This window comes from Halomicrobium sp. IBSBa (genome assembly GCF_017612575.1).
In the GTDB taxonomy this organism is placed as follows: domain Archaea; phylum Halobacteriota; class Halobacteria; order Halobacteriales; family Haloarculaceae; genus Halomicrobium.
Genome location: NZ_JADPQC010000004.1, coordinates 55,022 through 77,110, shown reverse-complemented (window position 1 = coordinate 77,110; position 22,089 = coordinate 55,022). Strand labels below are relative to the sequence as shown.

The window sequence follows — 22,089 nt, the reverse complement described above, 5'->3', positions numbered from 1 at the left end:
TCCCGATCGACGCCGGAGCATGGATAACCGATGCGCTACCAGATCGACGCCAGATCCCAGGCGTCGACTGTCGGCAGTCGGGCGCGGCCGCCGACGGCTGCGAGGTCGACGCCGGTCGCGTCGTCGCCGGTCGGATAGACGCGGCTCGTCAGGCAGTGGCGCTCGTTGGCGAACAGTTCGACGACCGATCCGTCGACGAACACGCGCAGGTCCAGGGGCTCGTCGTACGGTGTGACGGACACGTGCTGACTGTCGCTCGTCGCGCGCGGGTCGGTACTGGCGCGACTCCGATCGACTTCGAGCACGTCGTCTCTCGTGTATCGCAGCGTCGTGCGCTCGTTCTCTGCCGTCGTCCCGAGCAGCGTCACCTCGACGGCGTCGGCGTCGACCAGCGAGAGGCGGGTGGCGAGTTCGAACGCGCGTCCGTCGGTGTCCAGTCGGATCGACTCGCCGTCGTCGAGCGTGACGCTCTCGCGGGACTCGCGGTCGCCACGGAGCCGCGTCAGTTCTCGGGCCGGTCGCTGTCGGAGGCGGCCGTCGTCGCCGAGGGACAGCTCCCGCGGGAGCGACATCGTCCCCGACCAGCCGGCGTCCCACTGGGCGCTCACGTCGCGCGCCTCGGGGACCCACCCCCAGGTGAGCAGGCGGCCGTCGTCGGCCCGCAGCGACTGCGGGGCGTAGTAGTCGCCGTGATCCAGCGTCCCGCGCCGCTCCGGCTCGAAGGTCGTGCCGTCGAACTGGCCGAGGAAGTAGATCACGTCCTCGTAGTTCGAGACGTGCAACAGCTGCTTCTCCCCGAGGTCGAGTAGCTCCGGGCACTCCCAGACGGTCTCCTGGGGCGTGTCGCGGTCCCCCGAGAGGATCGGGCCACAGTACTCCCACTCACGGAGGTCCGGGGACTCGTACAGCAAGACGACGCCGCCGCCGTCGGCCAGTCCGGCCCCGATCAGCTGGTACCAGGTCCCGCCGTCCTGCCAGACGCAGTGATCGCGGAACTCCCCGTTCCACTCCTCGGTCGAGAGCAGGTCCGGTTCGGTCGGGGGCGCTTCGATGATCGGATTGTCCGTCGCTTTCTCCCAGCGCCGCAGGGAGGGGTCGTCCGTCGTCGCGAGACAGGGCAACTGGTCGCGGCCGCGCCCACCAGTGTACACGAGCGTCGCCGTGCCGTCGTCGTCGACCGCACAGCCCGACCAGCAGCCGTCGCGGTCGGGACCGTCTGGTGACGGAGTGAGCGCCACGGGTTCGTCCTCCCAGTGGAGGAGATCGTCGCTGACCGCGTGGCCCCAGTGGATCGTGTCGTGGTACGGGCCGCCGGGATTGTACTGGTAGAAGACGTGGTAGCGACCGTTCCACTGGACGACGCCGTTGGGGTCGTTGAGCCAGTTGGCGGGCGTCGAGAGGTGAAACTGCGGGCGGTGTGGGTCGTCCTCGAAGCGATCGCGCAGGGCGGCGATCTCCTCGCCCGTCCGTGGTCGTTCGGGGATCGCGCTGTCGGCGGCGTTCGTCAGGACCGCACGGGCGAGCCTGTCGCGCTGGTCGTGGTCGCCGTCTTCGGCCGCGAAGACGAGGCCGTCGCCGAGGCCGACGACGGAGCCATCACCCAGCGACCAGCCCACGACGGTCACGAGGTCGGGCACGTCGTGGTCGGCGCTGACAGTGCTTGCCAGCACCTCGCCACGTTCCGGGAGGATCGAATCGTAGCGCGCCAGCGTCGCGTCGGTGCCGCCTCTGGTGAGCGGCCGGCGCGTGGCCAGTGGCTCGAACAGAGGGTGGTCGTCGTAGGCCGCCTTGATCAGCGGACCAGTCGGGCCGCCGTCTGGATCCGGCCCGACCGCGTCGGGAGCGACGGGATCGATCCCGAGATCGCTCACCGCGGTCAGCGCTGCCAGCGAGAGGACGAGCCCGCCGCCCGAGCGGACGAACGCTCGGAGGACGCCGCCGAGGTCGGCAGTCGATCCCAGTTCCGGGGGCTCGTCGGCGTGCCACCAGCAGGTGTCGAACGCCGCCAGCGAGCGGTCGCCGTCGACGAGGTCGCTCACGGCGACGGGCGTCAGGTCCAATCCCGCCCTCGCGGCCCACTCGTCGGCCGCGATCTGCTCCACGGACCGCCCGCCGTCGTGGAGCGACGCGACACGCACTGCCGTATCAGTCATAAGCAAACAAAGACAAGCACAATCAAAAACCTCCCGCTCTCCGTGGCACCGTCCCGTCTCCCCGATGTGCCGGCTGTCAGTCCCGAAGTGACGAGACCGGTCTCAGACGGACAGCCGACGGTCGGACCGGGCTACGGAGCCACCCGCGCCCGAGACTTGTACTCGATGATCGTCTCGTGACACCGCGGGCAGACGAACTCCGTCAGCTTCGTCGTCTCGTCGTTGTAGCTCATTCTGACGCCACACGCCGGACAGTCCATTATAGTTCATGATAGATTCTGCGGTGAGTTAAAGCTTCCGTGGCGGCGTCGTCGAGTGGCGTCTGCTCTCCGAATGACGACCGTCTGACTGAGCTTTAGGTGCAGTTCTCCCTAACAACGAGTCGAATGTTCGACCGTCGTGACACTGACTGTCAAACAGAGTCGCCGATAGTTCGCATCGATCCGACGGCGTTCGAGACGCTGTCACTGTCGAGACCGGCGGATTCTCCGTCGATCGTCCGGTGGTTCGACACGCTGGCGGGCGGCTCCTAGGCGTTCTCGCCGAGGCGCTCTGCGATCCGCTGGGCACCGATCGTCGGGGCGATGTCGGGCTGGTCGGCGGCGATGGCCTCGATCTCGCGGTTCAGTTCCTCGCTGAGCCGGCGCTCGAACTCCTCGACGATCCCCGGGATACAGGCCATCCCGCCCGTGAGGACGACCGGCCGGTCCAGGGCCAGCTGGTACACTTTCATGTAGTCGTTGGCCAGCTCCGGGAGGAACGTGTTGGCGACTTCCTCCACCGCGTCGTCCAGGTACTCGTCGACGGCGTCCATCACGGAGCGTTCGATCGTGAACTCGTGAGAGCCCCCGCCGGGCTGTTGGATGATGTCCGTGAAGGGCTCGAAATCGACGAAGTCGGCGTGTTCCTCTTTGTACTCGCGGGCGGTCTGGGTGTCGATGTTGACCCGCCCCTGGGTCTCTTCCTCGACGTAGTTCGCGATCATGCGGTCGACCTCGTTGCCGGTCACGGCTCCGGTCGTGAACGGCGCGAGCTGTTCACCGCGTCGGTAGGCCGACGCTTCGAGGTTCGTCGAGCCCATGTTGACCGCCAGGAAGATCTCGTCGATGGCTTCCAGATCGTCGCCGAAGGCCGGGATCGCACCACAGAGGGACTCGGGGTAGCTCTCGACGAGGCGCTTGCCGATCGAACTGCCCTCGATGACAGAGCTGAGGTTCTCCAGGCCCCGTGGGTTGTCGATCGTCGGAATCGCGTAGACCACGGCGCTGTACTCGGGGAGGTCGTTCTGGTCGATCAACGCCTGGAAGAACGTCTCGGTCAGCTCGGCCCGGTCCTCGTCTTCTGGCAGTCCCGACCGGAGCATGAACTGGACGCGGTCGGGGTACTCTGCGGCCGCTTCCTCGCCGTAGAGGACCTTCTCCTCGCCGGTCAGCGCGTCCTCGTAGGTCGCGAGACAGGTCAGGGTCCTGATGATCTCGTCCTCGGCACCACGGGCTCCGGGGACGGAGATGACGGTTCGGGTACTGCCGAGCTTCACGCCGATGGGCACTGCCGCCTCGGCGTCGCCGGCCGGTGATTCCTCGTCGACTGACTCCGACTGGTCGCCCGTCGAGGCGTCGTCTGCCGCGTCGTCACTCATGTGCCAGTGGTTTTGCCGCGTCCGATATATATCCCCCGACCGAACTAACAGAGCTGATAATCGAACTGCCAGCAAGCGCGCCGCTCGACCATCCGTCCGCGCGACCGGTCTACGCCATCGAGTGGAGCTTCGCGACGTAGACGAGACTCAGCATGTGATCGTCCACCTCGAGGCTGGCACCGTCGTTGGTCCCCGACTCGTCGATGCCACGGAGGTAGTCCGACAGCGACGACTGGACGTCGTCGGTGATCCAGTCGATGTCCTCGTAGTAGTCGAGTGCCTCCTCGGCTCCCTGGTACCCCGAGTGCATCAGGAGGAACTCCAGCCACTCGAAGACGACGAACTCGGCCGCGTAGTTCTCGGGCAACGCCGCCAGATACGGCTTCTCCGTACCGTCCGTGCCGAGGAAGGGCAGCAGCTCCCGGTAGAGGCCGGCACGGAACGAATCGCCCGCGGGAGCCTCGCCGCCCTCGTCCATCGCCATTCCCAGCTCGGCCGGATCGAGCGTCTCCTCGTCGCCCATCCCGTTGCCCGGCCGCTGTTGCTTTGCCATCTTCCGTAACTCGTCGAGATCGTAGTCGCGCGGATTGATGGTCATGATACTGCCCTGTTTCCCCTGCAACGTGTTAAATCTTGCACACAGTCAGACGACCGTCTGACACGCTGAACGACTCGTTCTCTCGCGGGGCCTCGCTGGCTCCCAGTCCAGCCGTTGATAATCGGGAGCGTATTTTTATATTCGGCTAGCGACGAAGTCCTGGTACTTCGACGATGAGTCGCCAATCTGGGTCCACTGTAGCGCGCCTGTGTGTGACGAACGCCAAAGGCGGCACCGGGAAGACGACGGTCGCCGTCAACGTGGCCGGCGCGCTCAACGAACGCGGCCGTGACGTGCTGTTCGTCGACCTCGACCCGCAGGGCAACGCCACGGAGGCGCTGGGGTTGGTCGAGAGCTACGACGCCCAGCCACCGACGCTGTTCGACGTGCTGACGAGCGCCGACCAGCGCTCGTCGATCGCGGATCTGATCGTGGACCACGACGAGATGGACGTGGTCCCGAGCAACATCGACATGCTCCAGGTCGAACACGAACTGACAATCGCCGACCTCGTGGCGCGGGTCCAACACGACGACTCGATCGACATCGACCCCAAGACGCTGAGTGACCTCTCGTTGAACGTCACGCCCGACTCCGTTTCGGGCGCGCACGCACTCGACGTACTCGACGAGGCACTCGCCGTGGTCGAAGACGACTACGACTACGTCGTCATCGACTCGCCGCCCTTCTACGGGAAACTCACAGACACCGGTATCTACGCGTCCCAGAACATCCTCGTCCCGGCGCTGACCGAGGCCTCCTCGGAACGAGCCATCGAACTCCTGATCGACCAGATGGCCGCGCTGGAGGGCCAGACCGGGATCACGGTCAACACGCTCGGCGTGGTCGCCAACCGGGTCGAGAAGACCAACGAGGACGAGACGATGCTGTCGTGGCTCGGCGAGGTGTTCGAGGAGTTCCCGATCTGGGAGGTCCGCAAGCGCGTCGCGCTCCAGCGGGCCTTCACAGCCGGCAGTTCTATCTTCCAGTACGAGGAATCCGTGGACATGGAATCGGTCTTTCTCGACGTTGCGACGGAACTGGACAGACAGTTCGGCCTGCTGGACGAGGAGGTGCCGGCATGAGCGACGACGACGAGCGCATGGACCGCGCCAAACGGATCCGCCGGATGCGAGAGGGCCAGCGCTCTGGCGACGACGCCGACGATTCCGAGGAGGTAGACACAGACGATGCAGCGACCGACGAAGAGCCAGCACCGGAAGCAGACGAGGAGTCAGAAGCGCCAACGGACGACGAGCAGCCGGAAGTGGCGGACGCAGACGACGAGACAGAGGCGACGGAAGCGACCGCAGAGCAGTCTGACACTGCGTCCGAGGCAGTCGGCGACACGGAGACAGACGAGGAGTCGGCCACCGAGGCAGACGACGCAGCGACGGAAGCCGGCGACGACCCAGCAGCGACCGGCGAGGCGTCACCGTCGGAGACGGAAGCCGACGATCGACCGACGGACAGTAGCGACACGGCCGTCGAGACGGACGAATCGAACGAACGAACGCACGCTACCCCACAGAACGAGGCGGTCCAGCAACCAACACGAACGGACGGGGCCTCAGAGGGGACGGACGGTACACAGACGAGCGACGACAGTATGAACGAGGGCACTTCGGCGAGCGACCCGGAGGAATCGAACACGACCGACGAGGGGTCACCCGACCCCGAGGCAATCGCACAGCGGGCCGCACAGGCGGCGGCCAGTGTCTCGGGTGGCGGGACAGAGGCCCAGTCGTCTCAGACAGGTGGGAGCGAACCGACGCCGGCAGAGACTGCCGCCGCGGTCCAGGAGGCCAGCGGCGTCGAACTCCCCGACCAGGAACAGATCGACGCTGCGCTGGCGGAGGCCGACGAGTCGATCGAGGACGCCGCGAGCACGGACACCGCCCCGTCGGCGGTCGAGTCGGAGAGCACGACGACCGAGGAGTCGACGCGCGTCCTGGAGTTTACGCTCGGCGACGAGCACTACTGCATCGACATCTCGCTGGTCGAGGAGATCGTCAAACTCGATACGATCACGCGCGTGCCCAACACCGACGAGTACATCGAGGGCGTGGTCGACCTGCGGGGCCAGATCACGACGATCCTCGATCCGAAGGCGCTGCTCGACATCGACGCCGAGGGCCAGGAATCCCTGATGATCGTCTTCGATCCCGAAGCGTTCGACGACCAGGGCGCGATCGGCTGGATCGTCGACGAGGTCCGGCAGGTCGCTCCCGTCGTGGAGTCCGAGATCAACGAGCCCCCGGTCAACGAAGAGTACATCCGGGGCGTCGTCGACCGCGACGACGGGTTCGTCATCTGGACGAAACCCGAGGTGGCGATCAAGCTCGCGACCGCCGAGGAGACCGACGACGGGTAGCCGCGGTCCTCTGTTTTGTCGGGACACTACTGCCGGCCGGAACGCTGCGTCTCGCTTCTCGACCCCCTGGGCTGGGAACACCGCACGACAGTATGAGGAAAGCCTTATTCGGAACCGAGGGCGGATATACTGTTGATGGGGCTCGAAGAGGAGATCCGCGAGATCGAAGAGGAAATCGCCAGCACGCCCTACAACAAGTCCACAGAGGCTCATATCGGCCGGCTCAAGTCCAAGCTCGCGGAGAAAAAGGAGAAGCTCGAACAGCAAGACTCCTCGGGCGGTGGCGGCGGCTACGCCGTCGAGAAACACGGCGACGCCACCGTCGCGCTCGTCGGCTTCCCGAGCGTCGGGAAGTCGACGCTGTTGAACGCCCTCACGAACGCCGAGAGCGAGACGGGCTCCTACGAGTTCACGACGCTCGACGTGAACCCCGGGATGCTCCAGTACCGCGGGGCCAACATTCAGATGCTGGACGTACCCGGACTGATCGAGGGTGCGGCCGCCGGCAAGGGCGACGGCCAGGCCGTGCTCTCGGTCGTCCGGACTGCGGACCTGATCGTGTTCGTCCTGTCGGTGTTCGAGATCGACCAGTACCAGCGTCTCAGCGAGGAACTGTACAAGAACAAGGTCCGCGTCGACCGGGAGCCACCGCGGGTCTCGATCCGGCGCAAGGCCAAGGACGGCCTCTCGATCAACGCCAGCGTCGACCTCGATCTCGACGAGGAGACGATCAAGGGCGTCCTCCGCGAGCACGGCCACGTGAACGCGAACGTCACGATCGGCGAGCAGGTCGACATCGACCGGCTCATCGACGGCGTGATGGACAACCGCGTCTACGTCCCCTCCGCCGTCGTCGTCAACAAGGCGGATCTCATCGAACCCGACTACAAGGAGACCGTCGACGCACAACTGCGCGACTACGACGTCGATCCCGACGACGCCGTGTTCATCAGCGCCGTCGAAGACCGCGGGCTGGATGCGCTCCGTGAGCGGATCTGGGAGGAACTCGGACTCATCCGGATCTATATGGACAAGCCCGGCCGGGGCATCGACAAGGACGAGCCGCTGATCCTTCGGCGGGGCCAGACCGTCGAGGACGCCTGCGAGAAGCTCGGCGGCGACTTCGAGGAGCGCTTCCGCTTCGCTCGCGTGAGTGGCCCCAGCGCCATGCACGAGGAACAACAGGTCGGCCAGGACCACGAACTCGAAGACGAAGACGTGTTGCGGATCCTCACGGAGTGACGGATGGATCGACGCCTCGGCGCGATCTGTCTGCTGGCAGTTCTCCCGTGGTCCGTAGCCGTGGCCGGGACCGTCACGTTCGTGTTCCCCTTCGCGCTGGTCGACCCCAACACCGGCGCGATCACCACCATCGACGCCTACTACTTCCGCCAGACGACAGTGCTCCCGCCCTTCTTGCAGGCGTGGGGAATCGGTGTCGTCCTCTATCTCGGTGCCGTCGCCAGCGCGCTCGCCGGGCGTGTGCTGGGCCGCGAGGACCGCCGCGTGACCGACGGGCTGCTCTTGCTCGCCGGACTGACCCAGCTGTCGCTCGCACACGGGTTCGGTCGCCAGCCCGGCCGCTTCGCGATCCCGCTGGGGACGGTGCTGTGTGTCGCCGTCGTCTGGTGGTTCGACTGGTCGACGGTCCGCGCCGGTGTCGGGCTGTCATCGGAGTGATGGCTGGCACTAGGCTTTTCGGCTCGCACCGTCTTCGTTCGCACATGGGACTGACCCTCGACCACACGATGATCCGTGTCGAAGACCTCGACGAATCGCTCGACTGGTACACCACACACCTCGGTTACGAGGAGAAGGGTCGCTGGGAAGCCGAGACGTTCACCAACGTCTTCCTCGGTCCCGAGGACGTACACGAGGACGGTGCCCTGCTCGAACTCACGTACAACCACGACGGGCGCACGTACGAGATGGGCGACGCCTGGGGCCACATCGCGGTCCGCGTCGAGGACGTGACCGAGGCCTACCACGAACTGATGGACGAGGGCGTCGACGACTATCGCCCGCCCGAGGAGAACCCCGGCTACGCCTTCGTCAAAGACCCCGACGGCCACGAGATCGAGATCGTCGAACGCGACCACGGCGCACGCTACAGCCTCGATCACACGATGCTCCGCGTCGAGGACGCCGACGCCGCGATCGGCTGGTACGCCCGGAAGCTGGGCTTCGAGCCCGCCGGGCGCTGGGAGGCCGACACCTTCGCGAACTACTTCATGGCCGACCCCGACGCCGCCCAGGAGGCCATGACCGTCGAACTCACGTACAACTACGACGGGCGCACGTACGAGCTGGGCGACGCCTGGGGCCACATCGCCGCCCGCGCCGACGACCTCGAAGCGACCTGGGAGTCGCTGCTGACCCGCGAGGCCGAGGACTACCGCGATCCCGAGTCCTGTGACTACAACTACGCGTTCACGAAGGACGCCGACGGTCACGAAGTCGAGATCGTCACGTCGTAGCCGACGACACGAACCGGACACCTCTGCTGGACCTTCTTCCCGATCGTTGCCGCTGGGTGACTGTGCCGTCCGAGCAACAGCCGGATCAGTCACACGCTCGCAAGCGCACGCGTGGTCCGTAATCGGTGACTCGGACACTTCCTCGCTGACCGAGAGGTACCGACTCACTGACGGCGTCGCCCGAACGACAATTCCGCCGATATCGCCCGCCACAGGCCGTGAGTATGTGTGTCACCCTCGCATAAGTGACCACAAAGCATTTATAACACCCGCCTAACGTTTTGACTGTACCCCTACCCATGGTGTCAGTAGCGAGTATGCCGGTTCGGTCTGTACGCGGTTCGCCACAAGAGCCGCGTCCGACAGGGAGAAAGCTGCTGGCTCCGATTGCAACACACAACAAACTATGACAGGAACTAACGACAAGGTTCGCAGCCTGTTCCTCTCTGCGCTGATGGTCATGTCCGTCGTCGCGATGGGCACGGCTTTCACCGCAGGAGCAGTTGCGGACACTAGCGGAAATGCCACCGCTGAAAACGTGGATCTGTCCAACACAGATCTCGACATCACCGGGGCAGACGAACAGACTCAGACAATTAGCTTCGACGCCTATCTCGAAGACGGTGACGACACCGAGACGGTCACCATCGACACGAGTGGTGCCGAGAACGCCGACCTCACGCTCAACGATGCAGAAGTCGTGACCGGCACCGGCATCGCGTCCGTCTCCGAGGAAGACGATGACGAAGTCGTCGTCGAACTCGACAGTTCCGGATCCGTTTCCGGAACGACTGTCGAGGTCGAACTCGACTGGGACGTCACGGATGCTTCGAGCGCAACTCGCGCGACGCACGATCTCGAGGCAACCGGCGACCAGGACGGCCCGTACACGGCTGAACTGGCCTACCGAGTCCTCGGCGATTCGTCTGTCACCGTCGACACTACTGACGGCGTCGTCGGTGGGGACTCCTTCTTCCGTGGAGAGAGCGTCCGATTCGAGGCTACTACGGACGATTCCATCGTCATCTACGACCGCGACACGGACGAGAGTGACAACCGCGGTGCGGAAGTCGACACTCTCAACACTGGCTCCCTGTCCTCCGCCATTGTGTGGGACTCAGGTAGTTCTAACCTCGACACTGGTGAGTCCTACGTTATCGCTATCGATGGTACCAACGTTCAGGACCCCCTCCGTGTCAAAGACCTCGGCCTTGGTGCCGAGGCGGACAGTGAGTCGATCACCACCGAGGACGAAATCGCGGCCAGCGTTAACTCGTCCGCACCTGGTGACACTATCGACTACCGACTCCTCGACGATGACGGCGATGTCGTCACGGACGACGACGACAACGACATCGAGGACTCGACGACTCTCGACGGTACCGGAGACGCTGACATCGAGTTCCCGGCCGCCACGAATTCCGACTACGGCACGGGTAACTACTCGATCGAAGTTGAACACGTCGCAACCGGTATCACTACCGAGACCGACTCCATCGAGATCACGGAAGCCGGTGACGGCGACGTTTCCTTCGCTGGAAACGGCGTCTTCACCGAAGAAGCCGGTGACATCGCGAACGTCACGGTCGAGATGACCAACACCGACGAAGCGACAGTCACCATCGGTACCGAAGAACAGGGTTACTACATCGTCTACCAGGTCACCGACGAGAGTGGTGACGGTCAGGTCTCCCTCGAATTCAACAGCTACACCGCGGGCCGCGCATCTCAGGAGAACGTCGTCGATGTCGCAAACGGTGACGACGAGATCGACTTCGTCACGCAGGGTGGCGACTTCACTGACACCACCGAAGCTGTCGGCTCCGACACCCTCGACCCGACGGAGTACGAGATGAACGCCACCGTCGGCCACGTCGAGATGGGCACTGACGCCTACGCCGACTCCGACGCGCTCGGCACGCTCTCGCTGCAGCCGCGCTCGACTGACGGCATGCAGTCGTGGGTCACGCCGAAGGGCACCGACCTCGACGACCTCAGCGACGATGTAGGCAACATCTACGACGAGATCGGCTCGTCGATCACCGAGTCCGGTGAGGCTGCCTACGACGACGAGGACGATGACGGCGACACTGTCCTCCTCCAGCTCGAAGCTGGTGGTCTCGAAGGTGCTGTGGACAACGCAGGCGGTTTCGAGACCTTCATCGGCAACAACCAGGGCAACGCTGACGACGAAGCGATCGACCTCACGATCGAGCAGACCAACGAGGATGCCAACCGCAGCCCGAAGGAACTCGATCTCGTGAACGACGACGCGATCTCGGTCATCGAAGACCCCGAGAACAACTCGTACTTCGTCGCAGTCGAAACGTCGAACCTCGACCAGCCCGCCCGCGACCTCGCGGAGGGTGACAACTTCGAGGCGACGTTCACCATCGAACAGGACAACGTCCTCAACACGCTCGACGATGACGAGTCCGAAGAGGTCTCCAGCGAGTTCACGCTCGTCGAACCGAGCACTGACCTCGTCACGAACACTGAGGACGACCTCATCCTGATCGAGTCCGCGTCTGGTCAGACCATCTCCGGTCAGACCAACTACGCGCCTGGCACCGACCTCACGGTTCGGGTCCAGTCCAGCGACAACGCGAGTCCGTTCCAGACTCGACCTGAAGCAACCGTCCAGACGGACGGTACCTTCACGACGGAAGGCGCTGACTTCAGCGACGTCTCGCCCGGGACCAACCTGACGCTGCAGACGCGTCGCGGTGGCTCCCCGGTCGGTGACGAGTACGACGGTCGCATCGGCGAAGTGCCGACTGCCTCCGTCAGCATCAGCAACCAGACCACCGACGGCTCCACCGTGACGGTCGACTCGGTTACGACCGAGAACGGTGGCTTCGTCGCGATCCACCTCAACAACGCCAGCGGTGAGGTCATCGGCAACTCCGAGTACCTCGACTCTGGCACCCAGCAGGACGTCGAGATCAGCCTTGACTCCGCTCTGGACGAGAACGCGACGGTCGTCGCGATGCCCCACCAGGACACCAACGACAACGAAGAGTACGACTTCGGCGATGGTGATGGTGCGGACGGTCCGTACACCGAGAACGGCTCGGCAGTGACCGACAGCGCGACGGTCACGATCCAGACCACCGAGGACACGGACACCCCGACGCCTGAGCCGGAAACGGACACCCCGACGCCGGACGAGGACACGCCGACTCCGGACGAGGGTGACGACACGGCGACTGACGACGGCGGCGACGAGACCACCACCGGCGACGGTGCTGGCTTCGGCGCAGTCGTCGCACTCGTCGGCCTCCTCGCTGCTGCGCTGCTCGCGACGCGGCGCAACAACTGAGGACACTAACTAACCGGACTTCGTCCGGTCCCTGATTCGCGATTTTTCTTCGGACGCTACTTCGATAGTGCCGACAGCGGACACAACGGCAAAGCATATACCCGCGATTGCGTAACGTAGCAACACATGGTCGGTGCCGCCCCGCTTACGTCGGTCGTTGGCGACCCGCTCGCCGTCGCACGGCCGCTCTCGTGGCTGCTCGTGATCAGCTTTCTCGCGACGGGCGTCCTCGCTGCCCACACGGACGCACGCGAGCGAGCCCGACAGCTCGGCGCTCTCACGTGGGGAGTCTTCGGACTCTTCTGGCTCGTCCTGGTGCCCCACTTCGTCCTCGTCCAGAAGAGCATCGTCGAGGGGATCGGTAGTATCGCTGCCGTCCCACTGTCGCTGTACGTCGGCTACCTCCTCTGGAACGGTCGCGACTCGCTGTTCACTCTCTCGAAGGCGATCGGGTACATGGGGCTGCTCTATCTGCCCTTCACCTACCTTCCGCTGCTGGAGTCGAACCCGCTTCGCAAGTGGATGATCGAGGTCGTCGCCGCACAGACAGGGACGCTCCTCTCGCTGATCGGCGTCGAGCCCGAACTCGTGCGAGGGACCAGCGTCCTGAGCGAGGTCCCGTCCTCGGACTACAGCTATCTGAGCACGTTCTACTTCCCGGGCAACGAGCGGCCGATCACCTACACGATCATCGTCGCCTGTACGGGCGTGGGGAGCATCTCGATTCTCGCCGGTGCGATCCTCGCCGTCGAGGCTCCGCTGGGTCGGAAGGCCCGCGCGCTGGCGGTCTCCGTGCCGGTGATCTACGGGTTGAACCTGGTTCGGAACGTGTTCATCGCGACGATGTTCGGCCAGCAGCGAATGCAGTGGTTCGTGGGCACGATCACCGACCTCTTTGGAACGGCCGACGAGCAGATGGTGTCGTACTACATCGCCGACCGCCTGCTCGCGCAGTTCGGTTCGGTGATCGCGCTCGTGGGCATCACGTGGCTGGTGGTGAAGGTGCTGCCGGAGATCCTCTCGCTCGTCGACGACGTGGCGTATCTCGTGACCGGGACGGAGTACGACCTCCGGGAAGAACTGACGACCGAAGGTGACTAGTCGTCCAGCGGCGCGTCGGCGAGCGTCGTGAGTGCGTCTCGTTCCATCTCGTGGAGGTCGGCGGGGACGACCAGGAGGTGCAGCGGGCCGCCGTAGTCGCCGTCGGCGAGCGCGTCGAGGCTGTCTGCTTCGACGACCGGGTTCGCACTGCCCGCTCGTGCGACGACGACGCCGAGCGTGTCGAGGTGATCTGCGAGCAGGCCGGCGGCGTGGTCTGCGGTCATGAACTCCTGTTCGCCCTCCCAGTGGGGGTCGTCGACTTTGATGTCCAGGTAGACGAGGGTGTGGAGGCCTCGCTCTTGGTTCGCCGTGATCGTCTCGACGACGCTGTCGGGGACGCCGTCGCCGCCGTGGGCGTCTTCGAAGGGGAGCGTCGTCGCCTTCCCGAAGCGGTAGTTCTGGAGTCCGGTCAGTGAACTCGCGGCGGTCTGTGCGGTCGTCCCGTGGATCACTCGCGTGTGGATGCCACGCTCTTCGGCCCGCAGGCGGAGGTCGACGTGTGTCGTCGAGACCATCGTGTCGCCCGCCGTCACGAAGGCCACGTCGCCGTCTTCGGCGGCATCGAGGAGTTCGTCGGGGGTCTGTTCGACGGCTGCGCGATCGAGCACTTCGACGTCGATGTCGTGGTAGTACTCCAGTTTCTGGATCGTCGTGCCGATCAACTTGCTCGTGTAGAACTCGGCGTAGATGTCGGTCGCAGTCTGGAGGGCCTCTTTCCCTTCGACCGTGATCGAGCGCTCGTCGTAGAGTCCGAGACCGACGAATGTGAGCATACCCTGTGTCGGCGTCGCCGGCCAATAAAGGGCGCGAAGCGTCAGGCTTACCGCCCACGGGTGGCCAGTGGCGATATGGGCGTTCCCTGCGTGCGTGTCGACCGCGAAGCCGGCGAGGAGAGCCGACAGCGCCTCGCGGACGCCGATCTGGTCGCAGAGGGCTACGACATCGTGGTCGACGAGGCGACGATCTACATTCCGGTCACGGACCCCACGGCGGTCCCGAACGAGTTCGACGTGATCGAGTACGACGCGCCGGTCCGCGAGTCCCAGACGATGCCGGCCGACCGGCTCGACTTCGAGCCCAGCTACGAGCGGATCGGCGAGGTGATCGTCGTCGACGAGGACGACCCGGAGCGTGCGCGAGTGATCGCCGACGCGATCGTCGCGTCCGATCTCCCGGTCCGGACCGTCCTCAACCGCGCTTCGAAGGTCAAAGGAGAGACCCGCGTCCGTGACTGGGACGTACTGGCCCAGCCCGACGACGAGCCGGATCGGCCGGCCACCGAGGTCGTCCACCGCGAGTACGGCTGTGAGTTCCTGGTGGACCTCGACGCGGTGTACTTTTCCCCTCGTCTGGCGACCGAGCGCCACCGCGTCGTCGAGCAGGTGGGCACGGACGAGCGTGCGCTCGACATGTTCGCTGGCGTCGGTCCCTTCGTGGTTCCTTTCGCACAGCGCGGTGCGACAGCCGTCGGCGTCGACGTCAACCCGACCGCGATCGAGTACCTCCGCGAGAACGCCCGGCGCAACGGCGTCGCCGACCGCGTGACCGCTATCGAAGGCGACGTACGGGCGGTCGCTCCCGACTACGAGGACTGGGCCGACCGGCTGGTCATGAACCTCCCACACAGCGCCGACGAGTTCCTCGACGCCGCCGAGACGATCGCCGGTAGCGACTGCGTGCTCCACTACTACGACATCCAGCACGAAGACGATCCCTACGGGCCGGGCGAGCGGGCGATCCGGGCGGCCTTCGAACCCGACTACGACGTGACCGTCGAGACCCGCCACACGGTCCGCTCTTATGCCCCCCACGAGCACAACGTCGTACTGGACGTTCGTCTCTCCCGGTAACTGTGTCTCGGTGTCCCATAATCGCCCGACTTCGGAACCCTTATGATCGTCTTGGGCATCATTCCGTATGCCCGCGCCGGTGTAGCTCAGACTGGCAGAGCGAATCCTTCGTAAGGATTAGGCCGAGGGTTCAAATCCCTCCACCGGCTTTCTGCGAGGAACGACGGTGACGAGCGACAGCCAACGTGGGATTTGAACGAGCGAAGTCGCAGCGCGAGCGCAGCGAGCGATCGTCTTCACGTGGTTCACGATCTCTCCACCGGCTTTCTACGAGAAACGTTACTGACGAGCGGTCCCATTCTGGAGCGAGCTGATCTGTCGCGGTGCAGGGCTCCAGCTCGGCCGCTCGCTTCGAGCGGCAGAGACTCCTCGTCGTGGCGCGCTCTCTGGCACGCTCGGCCTCGCCACTGGCACTCGACCGCAACCTACTACCCGATTTGTGCCCCAGTGTAAGCCGAGATGGAGTCGTACGATATCGTCGTCGCAGGCGGTGGGCCGGCGGGGTTGCAGTTCGCCCGGTCGGTCGTCGGGCGGTCGGACCACTCGGTCGCAGTGCTCGAAGCAAACGACGAGCTGGCGGACAACGACAAGTCGACCGGTGGGACCTTCCACCAGGTCGTCGAGGGCTTTGGCGTGCCCGACGACGTCGTGATGTCCGAGTCGGCCACGGTCCAGTTCGAAGGGCCAAGTGCCCGGGCGACCCTCGACATCCCCAATTACGTGCTCGATTTCCCGGCGTTCCTCGAATTTCTCGGCGCGGACGCGGCCGCCGACGGGGCCGACATCCACACGGGAGTTCGCGTTCGGGAACCGATCGTCGAGGGTGGCACCGTCGTCGGCGTCCGCGGGACCCGCGACGGTGAGTCGGTGACCTATCGGGCGGATCTGGTCGTCGACGCGACGGGACCGGCGGGGACACTGACGACCCAACTGGACATGTGGGACCGCGAGGCGGCCCAGCGCGGGATCGGCAAGGAGTACGAGGTGACCGGCCGGTACGACCTGTCGTCGATGCTGTTCCGGTTCGACCACGAGTACGCGCCGGGCGGGTACGCGTGGGTGTTTCCGGGCGGTGGCGACGTGTTCAAAGTCGGCGTCTGCTGGATCGACGACTTCTACGCGCGTCACAGTCCGCCAGACGACGGGGCGATCGACGACTACGTCGAGCGGTGGGCTCGCAACGACCCCCGGTGGGAGGTCGACGACGTACGGGCCGTCCACGCCGGGCAGGCGATCTCCGACAACTCGATCAACCGCCGTGCGACGGACGGGCTGGTCGCCGTGGGCGACAGCGTCTCCAGCATCAACCCCCTCTTTGGCGAGGGAATCCGGTCCGGGATGGAGTCGGCCGAGATGGCGGCCGAGGTCGCGACGCGAGCCCTCACCGCCGGTGACGTGTCCCGGTCGTTCCTGTCGGCCTACGAGCGCCGCTGGAACCGCGAGAAGGGGTCGAACTGGAAGCGCCAGCGCATCGCCGGGGAGTTGCTCTACGACTTCGACGCGGCCCAGCAGAACAGATTCGTCGCCAACAGCGGCCGTCTCTCGGACGCACAGCTCGATCGCCTCCAGCGGTACGAGCTGACGCTGCCGGATCTGCTCTCGTTGTACCCGTTCCGGCTCGACGACGTTCGGAAAGCGCCGACGCTGCTGCGACACCTGTGGTGAGTGTCGCGGTCGACAGCCGTCAGGTTCGGCGTGCGAGGAGTCCCACCACGAGAGTGACGGCCACGAGCGTCCCGACGACACCGACGCCGGGGCCGGAGCCGGAGTCGGGGACCGGACTCTGTGCGCGGATCGGCGATTCGATCGCCTCGTCGCTGTCGTAGCGCCACGTCGCCGTCGCACCCTCGACGGTGTCGGCGTTACTGTCGGTGACGTTGGTCGGCATCGTGACCGTGTAGGTCAGCGCGTAGCCACTCTGAGAACCCAGCTGGCCGCTGTTCTGGACGAACGAGCGATCGACGAAGGTGACGTTGCCCTCCTCGACGGTCGTCTCGACGCCGCTGCTCGGTCCGGGATTCCACGACGACAGCCGCAGATCGACCGTCACGTTGCCGTCGTCGGTGAGGCTCTGGTTGTACGACACCGACTCCGCGCGGCTCTCGTTGACCCCACGGAGCAGGTACCGCTCGACCGAGCCGTACCCCTCGTTTTCGGCCGTCGACTGGAGACGATCGTAGGTCGAGGGGGGCATCTCGATCGTCGTCTCGTAGGACTCGACCGTGCCGTCGCCGCCGACGGTCGCGTCGACGGCCACGTCTGCACAGCCACTCAACACCAGGAGGACACCGACTGCGAGTGTCGCGAGCGATTTTCGATCCATGCTGTCGCCTCTGGACCACTCGGTAAATGCTTTCTCCAATACCGTGTCCGTTTGTCCCCGTTCTCTCTGGAGCCGTCGCGGTACAGCCCGTGACAGCGGGCTGGGACCGGGCACAACCGGGTAGTCGACAGTCTCAGTGAGTCAGCAAGAGGAGTCGCTCGTCGGTCTGGACGAGACAGATCGGGCTGTCGGGGTTGCCGAAGGTGTTCTCGCGACGCCGGGAGACGAACAGCTTCTCGAAGGCCTTTCCACAGGCTGGACAGGCAAATTCCGCGCGGTTTTCGAGGGCCATCGTCTCTCGGTCCTCCTTGAGTAGCTTGAGGCCGTGACGATAGTCGTGGACGTCGAAGCCGTCGCTCACGTCGAGTTCGTCCATACGGATAGCTGGTGAGAATCTTGCTTGAAACTACCGGCGGCTCAGATCGACAGCTCTGCACCCACGTACAGCACGACGACGAGGAAGATCCAGACCACGTCGACGAAGTGCCAATACATCGAGGCCGTCGAGACCGAGGTGTGTCGTTCTGCGGAGTACTGACCGTAAATCGCCCGGACGAAGACGATGCCCAGCAGGACGGCACCCATCGTGACGTGGAGTCCGTGCAGTCCAGTCAGCCCGTAGAACGCGGAGGCGTAGGCACCTTCGGCGATGGTGAAGCCTTCGCCGACGATGAACTCGTAGTACTCGTAGGCCTGTCCGCCGATGAAGATCACGCCCAGCAGCAGCGTCAGCCCGAGCCATCGGACGAAGCTCTGTCGGTCACCGTCGAGGAGCTTGACGTGTGCGTAGTGCAGCGTCAGGGAACTGATCACGAGGATGATCGTGTTGGCGATGACGAGGTTGCCGAACACGTTTCCGCCGTGAGGGAGCAGCTCGGCCGACCACACGTTCGCGCCGCGAACGAAGAAGTAGTAGACGAAGCCGGCACCGAAGGTGGCGACCTCGCTGCCGAGGAACAGCAGCATCGCGAACCGGAGGGTTCCGCCGGAGTGGTGATCCGTCCCGCGTTCCCAGAAGTTGGCGACGAACGCGTGGTAGAGCCAGCCATAGAGGCCGGCCAGGAAGATCCCGACGGTGGCGACGGTCGTCCCGGCGGCGATCAGCTCGGAGACGACGGGATTCTCTGCCTGCGAGAGGACGAACAGGCCGGCAGCGACGTAGATGCCGGCAGCGCCGATGGCAGTGATGAAGGGCCACCAGCTGGCCTCCCCGAACCCGCGGGGCCAGTCCTCGACGGCGGGGAGATGGTGGTCCCCGTGCTCCTCTGACGTGTCTTCGGCTACGGTCATACGCGCTTCTTGCGAGTGGACCATCAAAAGCGCTTCCAACTCCGTGCGCTTCGTCCGCGTGGCTGGCCGGTCGGGCGCGAACCGACGCCTTCTCCCTCGCCGAGCCGAACAGTCGAGTAATGCTTCGGCGTCGCGCAGTCGCAGTCGTCGCGCTGGCGGTGCTGGCGGTCGGTCGTGCCACCGCTCACGGGGGCAGTCTGGCCCAGGACATCCGCGAACCGCTGACGATACCGACGTGGTTGTTCCTCTCGACGGGCGGGGCGGCGGTCGGCGCTTCCTTCCTGCTGGCCAGCTTCGTCACGGATCGGGAACTGATCGACGCGATCCACGACTGGCGTCGCGGCGCAGCCGTTCCGGGCCGGCGCGTCGCGGTCGGCCTGCTGCGGGCGGCGGGGATCGCTGGCGTCGTGCTCGTCGTCGTCGTCGGCTACTTCGGGCCGACGGACGCCCGCTCGAACGCCGCGATCTTGCTGGTCTGGGTCGGCTGGTGGGCTGGGCTGTCGATGAGCGCGTACCTGCTGGGCAACAGCTGGAGCGTGCTCAATCCGTGGCGGACCGTCGCCGAGCTGGTGCCCGCGCTGGACCTGCGGTATCCCGACCGGCTCGGTGCGTGGCCCAGCGTCGTCGGGCTCCTGGCGCTCGTCTACCTGGAGGTCGTCAGTCCGCTGGCCGAGAACGCGTCGCTGCTCGCGACCACTGTGGTGGCGTACTCTGCGGTGACACTCGTCGGCGCGGTGGCGTTCGGTCCGGAGACGTGGTTCGGAAAAGTCGACCCGCCGGCTCGCGTGTTCCGCTACTACGGCCGCGTCGCTCTGCTCTCGTCCGACGGCGACGGGCTGACGCTTCGCCTTCCGGGAACGGCGCTGTCCGAGCGGCGACTGGTCGACGGTCGCGACGAGGTCGCCTTCGTCCTCGCCTTGCTGTGGGTGACGACCTTCGACGGGTTCGTCTCGACGCCCGCCTGGCGCGGGCTCGCGGGCCCGTTCGTCGGGCTCGGGATCCCGCCGCTGGGCGTCTACCTGCTCGCCCTCCTGCTTGGCTTCGGGCTGTTCTGGAGTCTCTACGTGCTCGCGGCCAGGCTCTCGCGGTCGACGGCCGAGACCTTCCTGACGCCCGCCGCGCTGGCCGCTCGGTTCGCGCCGCCGCTGCTGGCGATCGTCGCCGGCTACCACTTCGCTCACTACCTCGACTACTTCCTCGGGCTCGCACCGGCACTGGGCCAGACGCTGGCCGCGCCGCTGACGGCCCGGAGTACGGTGCTCGTGCTCTCGATTCCGGGGTGGTTCGGCGGCGTCGCGATGGCCAGCATCATCGTCGGCCACCTGCTGGCGATCTGGGTGGCCCACGCCGCGGCCTACGACCTGTTTCCCGGACGCCTCCAGGCGATCCGGTCGCAGTATCCGTTCATCGCCGTCATGGTCGTCTACACCATGACGAGCCTCTGGGTCATCTCCCAGCCAGATATCCCACTCCCCTACCTATGAACGAGGACTACCACGTTCCCACGTCGGCCCCGCTGTACGAGTGTGAGTACTGCGGTCGTCCCTTCGCCCGCGAGCGGTTCCGGGCGCTCCATCGCGGGCTCGAACACGCCAGCGAACTGGACGACGAGGAGGTCGAGCGGTTCCGCGACGCCTACCGCGAGGAAGAGGAGGCAATCGGCATGTTCCGACTGAAGGCACTGGCGGCGCTGGTGGTCGTGTACTTCGGCCTGCTGATGATCTACGCCGTCGTGTGAGGGCACTCGAAACCGCGAAGCGAAGCTTTCATGCGCCCGAACGGAATACGGACGGGCATGGATCTGCGCGTCATCGAGAAAGAAGAGACGATGCTCTCGATCGAGATTGCCGGCGAGGACCACACGTTCATGAACGTCCTGAAGGGGGCGCTACTGGAGACTGACGGCGTCACGGCGGCGACCTACGACATGAACCCCGAACAGTCCGGTGGCCAGACCGACCCCGTGCTGACCGTCAAGACCGACGTCGACGTGAACGCGCTCGACGCTCTCGAAGCCGGTGCGGACCGCGTCATGGAGAAAGCAGACGACTTCGAGGCGGCCTTCGACGCCGCGGCCTGACGCTTCGGTGCTCTCTTCTGCTGTTAGCAGACCGCCACAGTGACGAACACGCGGTCGTTCGGCGCGACGTGGACGTCGACGCCGATCCGCGTCTGTGACTCGACGAGTGCTGCATCTATCTGGTCCCAACTGTCCAGCAGCGTCCCGGCCAGCGACGCCTCGCTGTCGAAGTCTTCGACTGGTCCGGTCGAGAACACGGTGTACCGGTCGACGACCGGGTTCTCACAGTAGTCCCGCACGCGAAGCATCTCTTCCCTGGAGAGCGCCGATCCGTCGCCGGTCGCGTTCTGGACGGTGCGCTTGTTGACGTAGGCGGCGTACCACGCCAGATCCGCGTCGTCGGTCAGCGGGTCGACGCTGGCCGCCTCGCGGCGCTCGTTCGACTGCTCGACGTAGGCGGCTTCGACGTCTGCGATCGAGAGGTCGCCGACCTGATCTCCCGCGCCGGCCACGTCGTCGGGCACCGGTGGTCGCCCCATCCCCGGCAACGTGACGACGCCCGCGTACGCGAGGATGAGCGTGATCCCCAGGACGGCGGCGATGGCGTAACCGGCGACGTACCGGGGTTCGAGCACGTCGCGGTACGAGGTGCCGCCGAGTTCGTCGAGGTCGTCCCAGTCGGGCTGGCGCTGTTCTAACTCGACGTTGCCACAGCGCTTGCACGGCGGGGAGTTTTTGGTGTGTTGACGGCCACACTCCGTACAGACCCAGACGGGATCGGTCGGGCCGTCGGTCTCGGCCGGTGGGACCTGTTCGACCGCTCGCTCGAACTTGTTGTGCCCGCAGTTGTCACACGGCGGATCGTTCTCTTCGTGGGGTTTGCCACACCAGGTACACCGCCACTCCATTATCGGATAGTCGGGGAGTGGGGCGCAAAAGGGT

General features: G+C 65.4%; 21 protein-coding genes and 1 tRNA gene. 13 read left to right on the top strand and 9 right to left on the bottom strand.

Annotated features, from left to right (window positions below):
* Positions 1 to 35: 35 nt before the first annotated feature.
* The 4 genes from IL252_RS11820 to IL252_RS11810 all read right to left on the bottom strand — a co-directional run bounded on the left by IL252_RS11820 (position 36) and on the right by IL252_RS11810 (position 4,390).
* Positions 36 to 2,153, bottom strand: a complete 2,118-nt coding sequence (locus IL252_RS11820) for a glycoside hydrolase family 32 protein (protein ID WP_208628166.1) — start codon at positions 2,151 to 2,153, stop codon at positions 36 to 38.
* Between the two features lie 131 nt (positions 2,154 to 2,284).
* Complete coding sequence (locus IL252_RS17745) at positions 2,285 to 2,413, bottom strand: hypothetical protein (RefSeq protein ID WP_279634285.1); 129 nt, start codon at positions 2,411 to 2,413, stop codon at positions 2,285 to 2,287.
* 269 nt (positions 2,414 to 2,682) lie between these two features.
* Positions 2,683 to 3,792, bottom strand: a complete 1,110-nt coding sequence (locus IL252_RS11815) for a rod shape-determining protein (protein WP_170093957.1) — start codon at positions 3,790 to 3,792, stop codon at positions 2,683 to 2,685.
* 109 nt (positions 3,793 to 3,901) lie between these two features.
* Entirely contained in the window at positions 3,902 to 4,390 is a 489-nt protein-coding gene (locus IL252_RS11810; RefSeq protein ID WP_208628165.1) for a FlaD/FlaE family flagellar protein, read from the bottom strand.
* A 173-nt stretch (positions 4,391 to 4,563) separates the two neighbouring features.
* Between IL252_RS11810 and IL252_RS11805 the strand changes: the two genes are divergently transcribed.
* The 7 genes from IL252_RS11805 (at position 4,564) to artA (ending at position 13,664) form a co-directional block, all read left to right on the top strand.
* Positions 4,564 to 5,475, top strand: a complete 912-nt coding sequence (locus IL252_RS11805) for a ParA family protein (RefSeq protein ID WP_153553089.1) — start codon at positions 4,564 to 4,566, stop codon at positions 5,473 to 5,475.
* Positions 5,472 to 6,764, top strand: coding sequence for a chemotaxis protein CheW (locus IL252_RS11800; protein WP_208628164.1), 1,293 nt, complete (start codon positions 5,472 to 5,474; stop codon positions 6,762 to 6,764). The genes IL252_RS11805 and IL252_RS11800 overlap by 4 nt, the downstream gene beginning before the upstream one ends.
* Before the next feature lie 135 nt (positions 6,765 to 6,899).
* Positions 6,900 to 8,006 carry a GTP-binding protein gene (locus IL252_RS11795; RefSeq protein WP_153553091.1) on the top strand — a complete coding sequence of 369 codons (1,107 nt, stop codon included), beginning with the start codon at positions 6,900 to 6,902 and terminating at the stop codon, positions 8,004 to 8,006.
* A 3-nt stretch (positions 8,007 to 8,009) separates the two neighbouring features.
* Positions 8,010 to 8,444, top strand: a complete 435-nt coding sequence (locus tag IL252_RS11790) for a TIGR04206 family protein (protein ID WP_170093961.1) — start codon at positions 8,010 to 8,012, stop codon at positions 8,442 to 8,444.
* 44 nt (positions 8,445 to 8,488) lie between these two features.
* Positions 8,489 to 9,241 carry a VOC family protein gene (locus IL252_RS11785; protein WP_208628163.1) on the top strand — a complete coding sequence of 251 codons (753 nt, stop codon included), beginning with the start codon at positions 8,489 to 8,491 and terminating at the stop codon, positions 9,239 to 9,241.
* 406 nt (positions 9,242 to 9,647) lie between these two features.
* Positions 9,648 to 12,563 carry a BGTF surface domain-containing protein gene (locus IL252_RS11780; RefSeq protein ID WP_208628162.1) on the top strand — a complete coding sequence of 972 codons (2,916 nt, stop codon included), beginning with the start codon at positions 9,648 to 9,650 and terminating at the stop codon, positions 12,561 to 12,563.
* 126 nt (positions 12,564 to 12,689) lie between these two features.
* Positions 12,690 to 13,664, top strand: coding sequence for an archaeosortase A (artA, locus tag IL252_RS11775; protein WP_208628161.1), 975 nt, complete (start codon positions 12,690 to 12,692; stop codon positions 13,662 to 13,664).
* On the opposite strand, the gene dph5 is transcribed toward artA, so the two are convergent.
* The gene (gene dph5 / locus IL252_RS11770; RefSeq protein ID WP_208628160.1) at positions 13,661 to 14,437 is read right to left on the bottom strand and encodes a diphthine synthase; all 777 of its coding nucleotides are present in this window, start codon (positions 14,435 to 14,437) and stop codon (positions 13,661 to 13,663) included. The two genes, artA and dph5, sit on opposite strands and share 4 nt — an antisense overlap.
* A 75-nt stretch (positions 14,438 to 14,512) precedes the next feature.
* Here dph5 and IL252_RS11765 point away from each other — a divergent pair, with 75 nt between their 5' ends.
* From IL252_RS11765 to IL252_RS11755, 3 genes are all read left to right on the top strand, one after another.
* Positions 14,513 to 15,514 carry a class I SAM-dependent methyltransferase family protein gene (locus IL252_RS11765; RefSeq protein ID WP_208628159.1) on the top strand — a complete coding sequence of 334 codons (1,002 nt, stop codon included), beginning with the start codon at positions 14,513 to 14,515 and terminating at the stop codon, positions 15,512 to 15,514.
* A gap of 75 nt (positions 15,515 to 15,589) precedes the next feature.
* Positions 15,590 to 15,663: transfer RNA gene (locus tag IL252_RS11760), tRNA-Thr, on the top strand.
* 310 nt (positions 15,664 to 15,973) lie between these two features.
* Positions 15,974 to 17,179: an NAD(P)/FAD-dependent oxidoreductase gene (locus IL252_RS11755; RefSeq protein WP_208628158.1), complete on the top strand. Its 1,206-nt coding sequence runs from the start codon at positions 15,974 to 15,976 to the stop codon at positions 17,177 to 17,179.
* A 19-nt stretch (positions 17,180 to 17,198) separates the two neighbouring features.
* Here the strand turns inward: IL252_RS11755 and IL252_RS11750 are convergent, their stop codons facing one another.
* The 3 genes from IL252_RS11750 to IL252_RS11740 form a co-directional block, all read right to left on the bottom strand.
* Complete coding sequence (locus tag IL252_RS11750) at positions 17,199 to 17,837, bottom strand: hypothetical protein (protein WP_208628157.1); 639 nt, start codon at positions 17,835 to 17,837, stop codon at positions 17,199 to 17,201.
* Between the two features lie 133 nt (positions 17,838 to 17,970).
* Positions 17,971 to 18,213: a flagella cluster protein gene (locus IL252_RS11745; RefSeq protein ID WP_208628156.1), complete on the bottom strand. Its 243-nt coding sequence runs from the start codon at positions 18,211 to 18,213 to the stop codon at positions 17,971 to 17,973.
* A gap of 41 nt (positions 18,214 to 18,254) precedes the next feature.
* Complete coding sequence (locus IL252_RS11740) at positions 18,255 to 19,127, bottom strand: heme-copper oxidase subunit III (protein WP_170093983.1); 873 nt, start codon at positions 19,125 to 19,127, stop codon at positions 18,255 to 18,257.
* Between the two features lie 119 nt (positions 19,128 to 19,246).
* Between IL252_RS11740 and IL252_RS11735 the strand changes: the two genes are divergently transcribed.
* Genes IL252_RS11735 through IL252_RS11725 form a run of 3 tightly spaced genes read left to right on the top strand, consistent with a single transcriptional unit; the run spans position 19,247 to position 21,207 of the window.
* A complete protein-coding gene (locus tag IL252_RS11735; protein ID WP_208628155.1) occupies positions 19,247 to 20,611 on the top strand; it encodes a hypothetical protein in 1,365 nt (454 codons plus the stop codon).
* Positions 20,608 to 20,865, top strand: coding sequence for a C2H2-type zinc finger protein (locus IL252_RS11730; protein WP_208628154.1), 258 nt, complete (start codon positions 20,608 to 20,610; stop codon positions 20,863 to 20,865). The genes IL252_RS11735 and IL252_RS11730 overlap by 4 nt, the downstream gene beginning before the upstream one ends.
* Before the next feature lie 57 nt (positions 20,866 to 20,922).
* The gene (locus IL252_RS11725) at positions 20,923 to 21,207 is read left to right on the top strand and encodes a DNA-directed RNA polymerase subunit L (protein ID WP_015762916.1); all 285 of its coding nucleotides are present in this window, start codon (positions 20,923 to 20,925) and stop codon (positions 21,205 to 21,207) included.
* 23 nt (positions 21,208 to 21,230) lie between these two features.
* On the opposite strand, the gene IL252_RS11720 is transcribed toward IL252_RS11725, so the two are convergent.
* Positions 21,231 to 22,055, bottom strand: coding sequence for a hypothetical protein (locus IL252_RS11720; RefSeq protein ID WP_208628153.1), 825 nt, complete (start codon positions 22,053 to 22,055; stop codon positions 21,231 to 21,233).
* Positions 22,056 to 22,089: the final 34 nt, after the last annotated feature.

What these genes read in the sequence shown, in the direction of transcription:
- IL252_RS11720 (WP_208628153.1), bottom strand. Translation starts at nt 22,055, where the DNA reads ATGGAGTGGCGGTGTACCTGGTGTGGCAAACCCCACGAAGAGAACGAT.
- IL252_RS11750 (WP_208628157.1), bottom strand. Translation starts at nt 17,837, where the DNA reads ATGGATCGAAAATCGCTCGCGACACTCGCAGTCGGTGTCCTCCTGGTG.
- IL252_RS11745 (WP_208628156.1), bottom strand. Translation starts at nt 18,213, where the DNA reads ATGGACGAACTCGACGTGAGCGACGGCTTCGACGTCCACGACTATCGT.
- IL252_RS11805 (WP_153553089.1), top strand. Translation starts at nt 4,564, where the DNA reads ATGAGTCGCCAATCTGGGTCCACTGTAGCGCGCCTGTGTGTGACGAAC.
- IL252_RS11740 (WP_170093983.1), bottom strand. Translation starts at nt 19,127, where the DNA reads ATGACCGTAGCCGAAGACACGTCAGAGGAGCACGGGGACCACCATCTC.
- IL252_RS11785 (WP_208628163.1), top strand. Translation starts at nt 8,489, where the DNA reads ATGGGACTGACCCTCGACCACACGATGATCCGTGTCGAAGACCTCGAC.
- IL252_RS11735 (WP_208628155.1), top strand. Translation starts at nt 19,247, where the DNA reads ATGCTTCGGCGTCGCGCAGTCGCAGTCGTCGCGCTGGCGGTGCTGGCG.
- IL252_RS11790 (WP_170093961.1), top strand. Translation starts at nt 8,010, where the DNA reads ATGGATCGACGCCTCGGCGCGATCTGTCTGCTGGCAGTTCTCCCGTGG.
- IL252_RS11810 (WP_208628165.1), bottom strand. Translation starts at nt 4,390, where the DNA reads ATGACCATCAATCCGCGCGACTACGATCTCGACGAGTTACGGAAGATG.
- artA (WP_208628161.1), top strand. Translation starts at nt 12,690, where the DNA reads ATGGTCGGTGCCGCCCCGCTTACGTCGGTCGTTGGCGACCCGCTCGCC.
- IL252_RS11800 (WP_208628164.1), top strand. Translation starts at nt 5,472, where the DNA reads ATGAGCGACGACGACGAGCGCATGGACCGCGCCAAACGGATCCGCCGG.
- IL252_RS11795 (WP_153553091.1), top strand. Translation starts at nt 6,900, where the DNA reads ATGGGGCTCGAAGAGGAGATCCGCGAGATCGAAGAGGAAATCGCCAGC.
- IL252_RS11755 (WP_208628158.1), top strand. Translation starts at nt 15,974, where the DNA reads ATGGAGTCGTACGATATCGTCGTCGCAGGCGGTGGGCCGGCGGGGTTG.
- IL252_RS11725 (WP_015762916.1), top strand. Translation starts at nt 20,923, where the DNA reads ATGGATCTGCGCGTCATCGAGAAAGAAGAGACGATGCTCTCGATCGAG.
- IL252_RS17745 (WP_279634285.1), bottom strand. Translation starts at nt 2,413, where the DNA reads ATGGACTGTCCGGCGTGTGGCGTCAGAATGAGCTACAACGACGAGACG.
- IL252_RS11765 (WP_208628159.1), top strand. Translation starts at nt 14,513, where the DNA reads ATGGGCGTTCCCTGCGTGCGTGTCGACCGCGAAGCCGGCGAGGAGAGC.
- IL252_RS11815 (WP_170093957.1), bottom strand. Translation starts at nt 3,792, where the DNA reads ATGAGTGACGACGCGGCAGACGACGCCTCGACGGGCGACCAGTCGGAG.
- IL252_RS11780 (WP_208628162.1), top strand. Translation starts at nt 9,648, where the DNA reads ATGACAGGAACTAACGACAAGGTTCGCAGCCTGTTCCTCTCTGCGCTG.
- dph5 (WP_208628160.1), bottom strand. Translation starts at nt 14,437, where the DNA reads ATGCTCACATTCGTCGGTCTCGGACTCTACGACGAGCGCTCGATCACG.
- IL252_RS11730 (WP_208628154.1), top strand. Translation starts at nt 20,608, where the DNA reads ATGAACGAGGACTACCACGTTCCCACGTCGGCCCCGCTGTACGAGTGT.
- IL252_RS11820 (WP_208628166.1), bottom strand. Translation starts at nt 2,153, where the DNA reads ATGACTGATACGGCAGTGCGTGTCGCGTCGCTCCACGACGGCGGGCGG.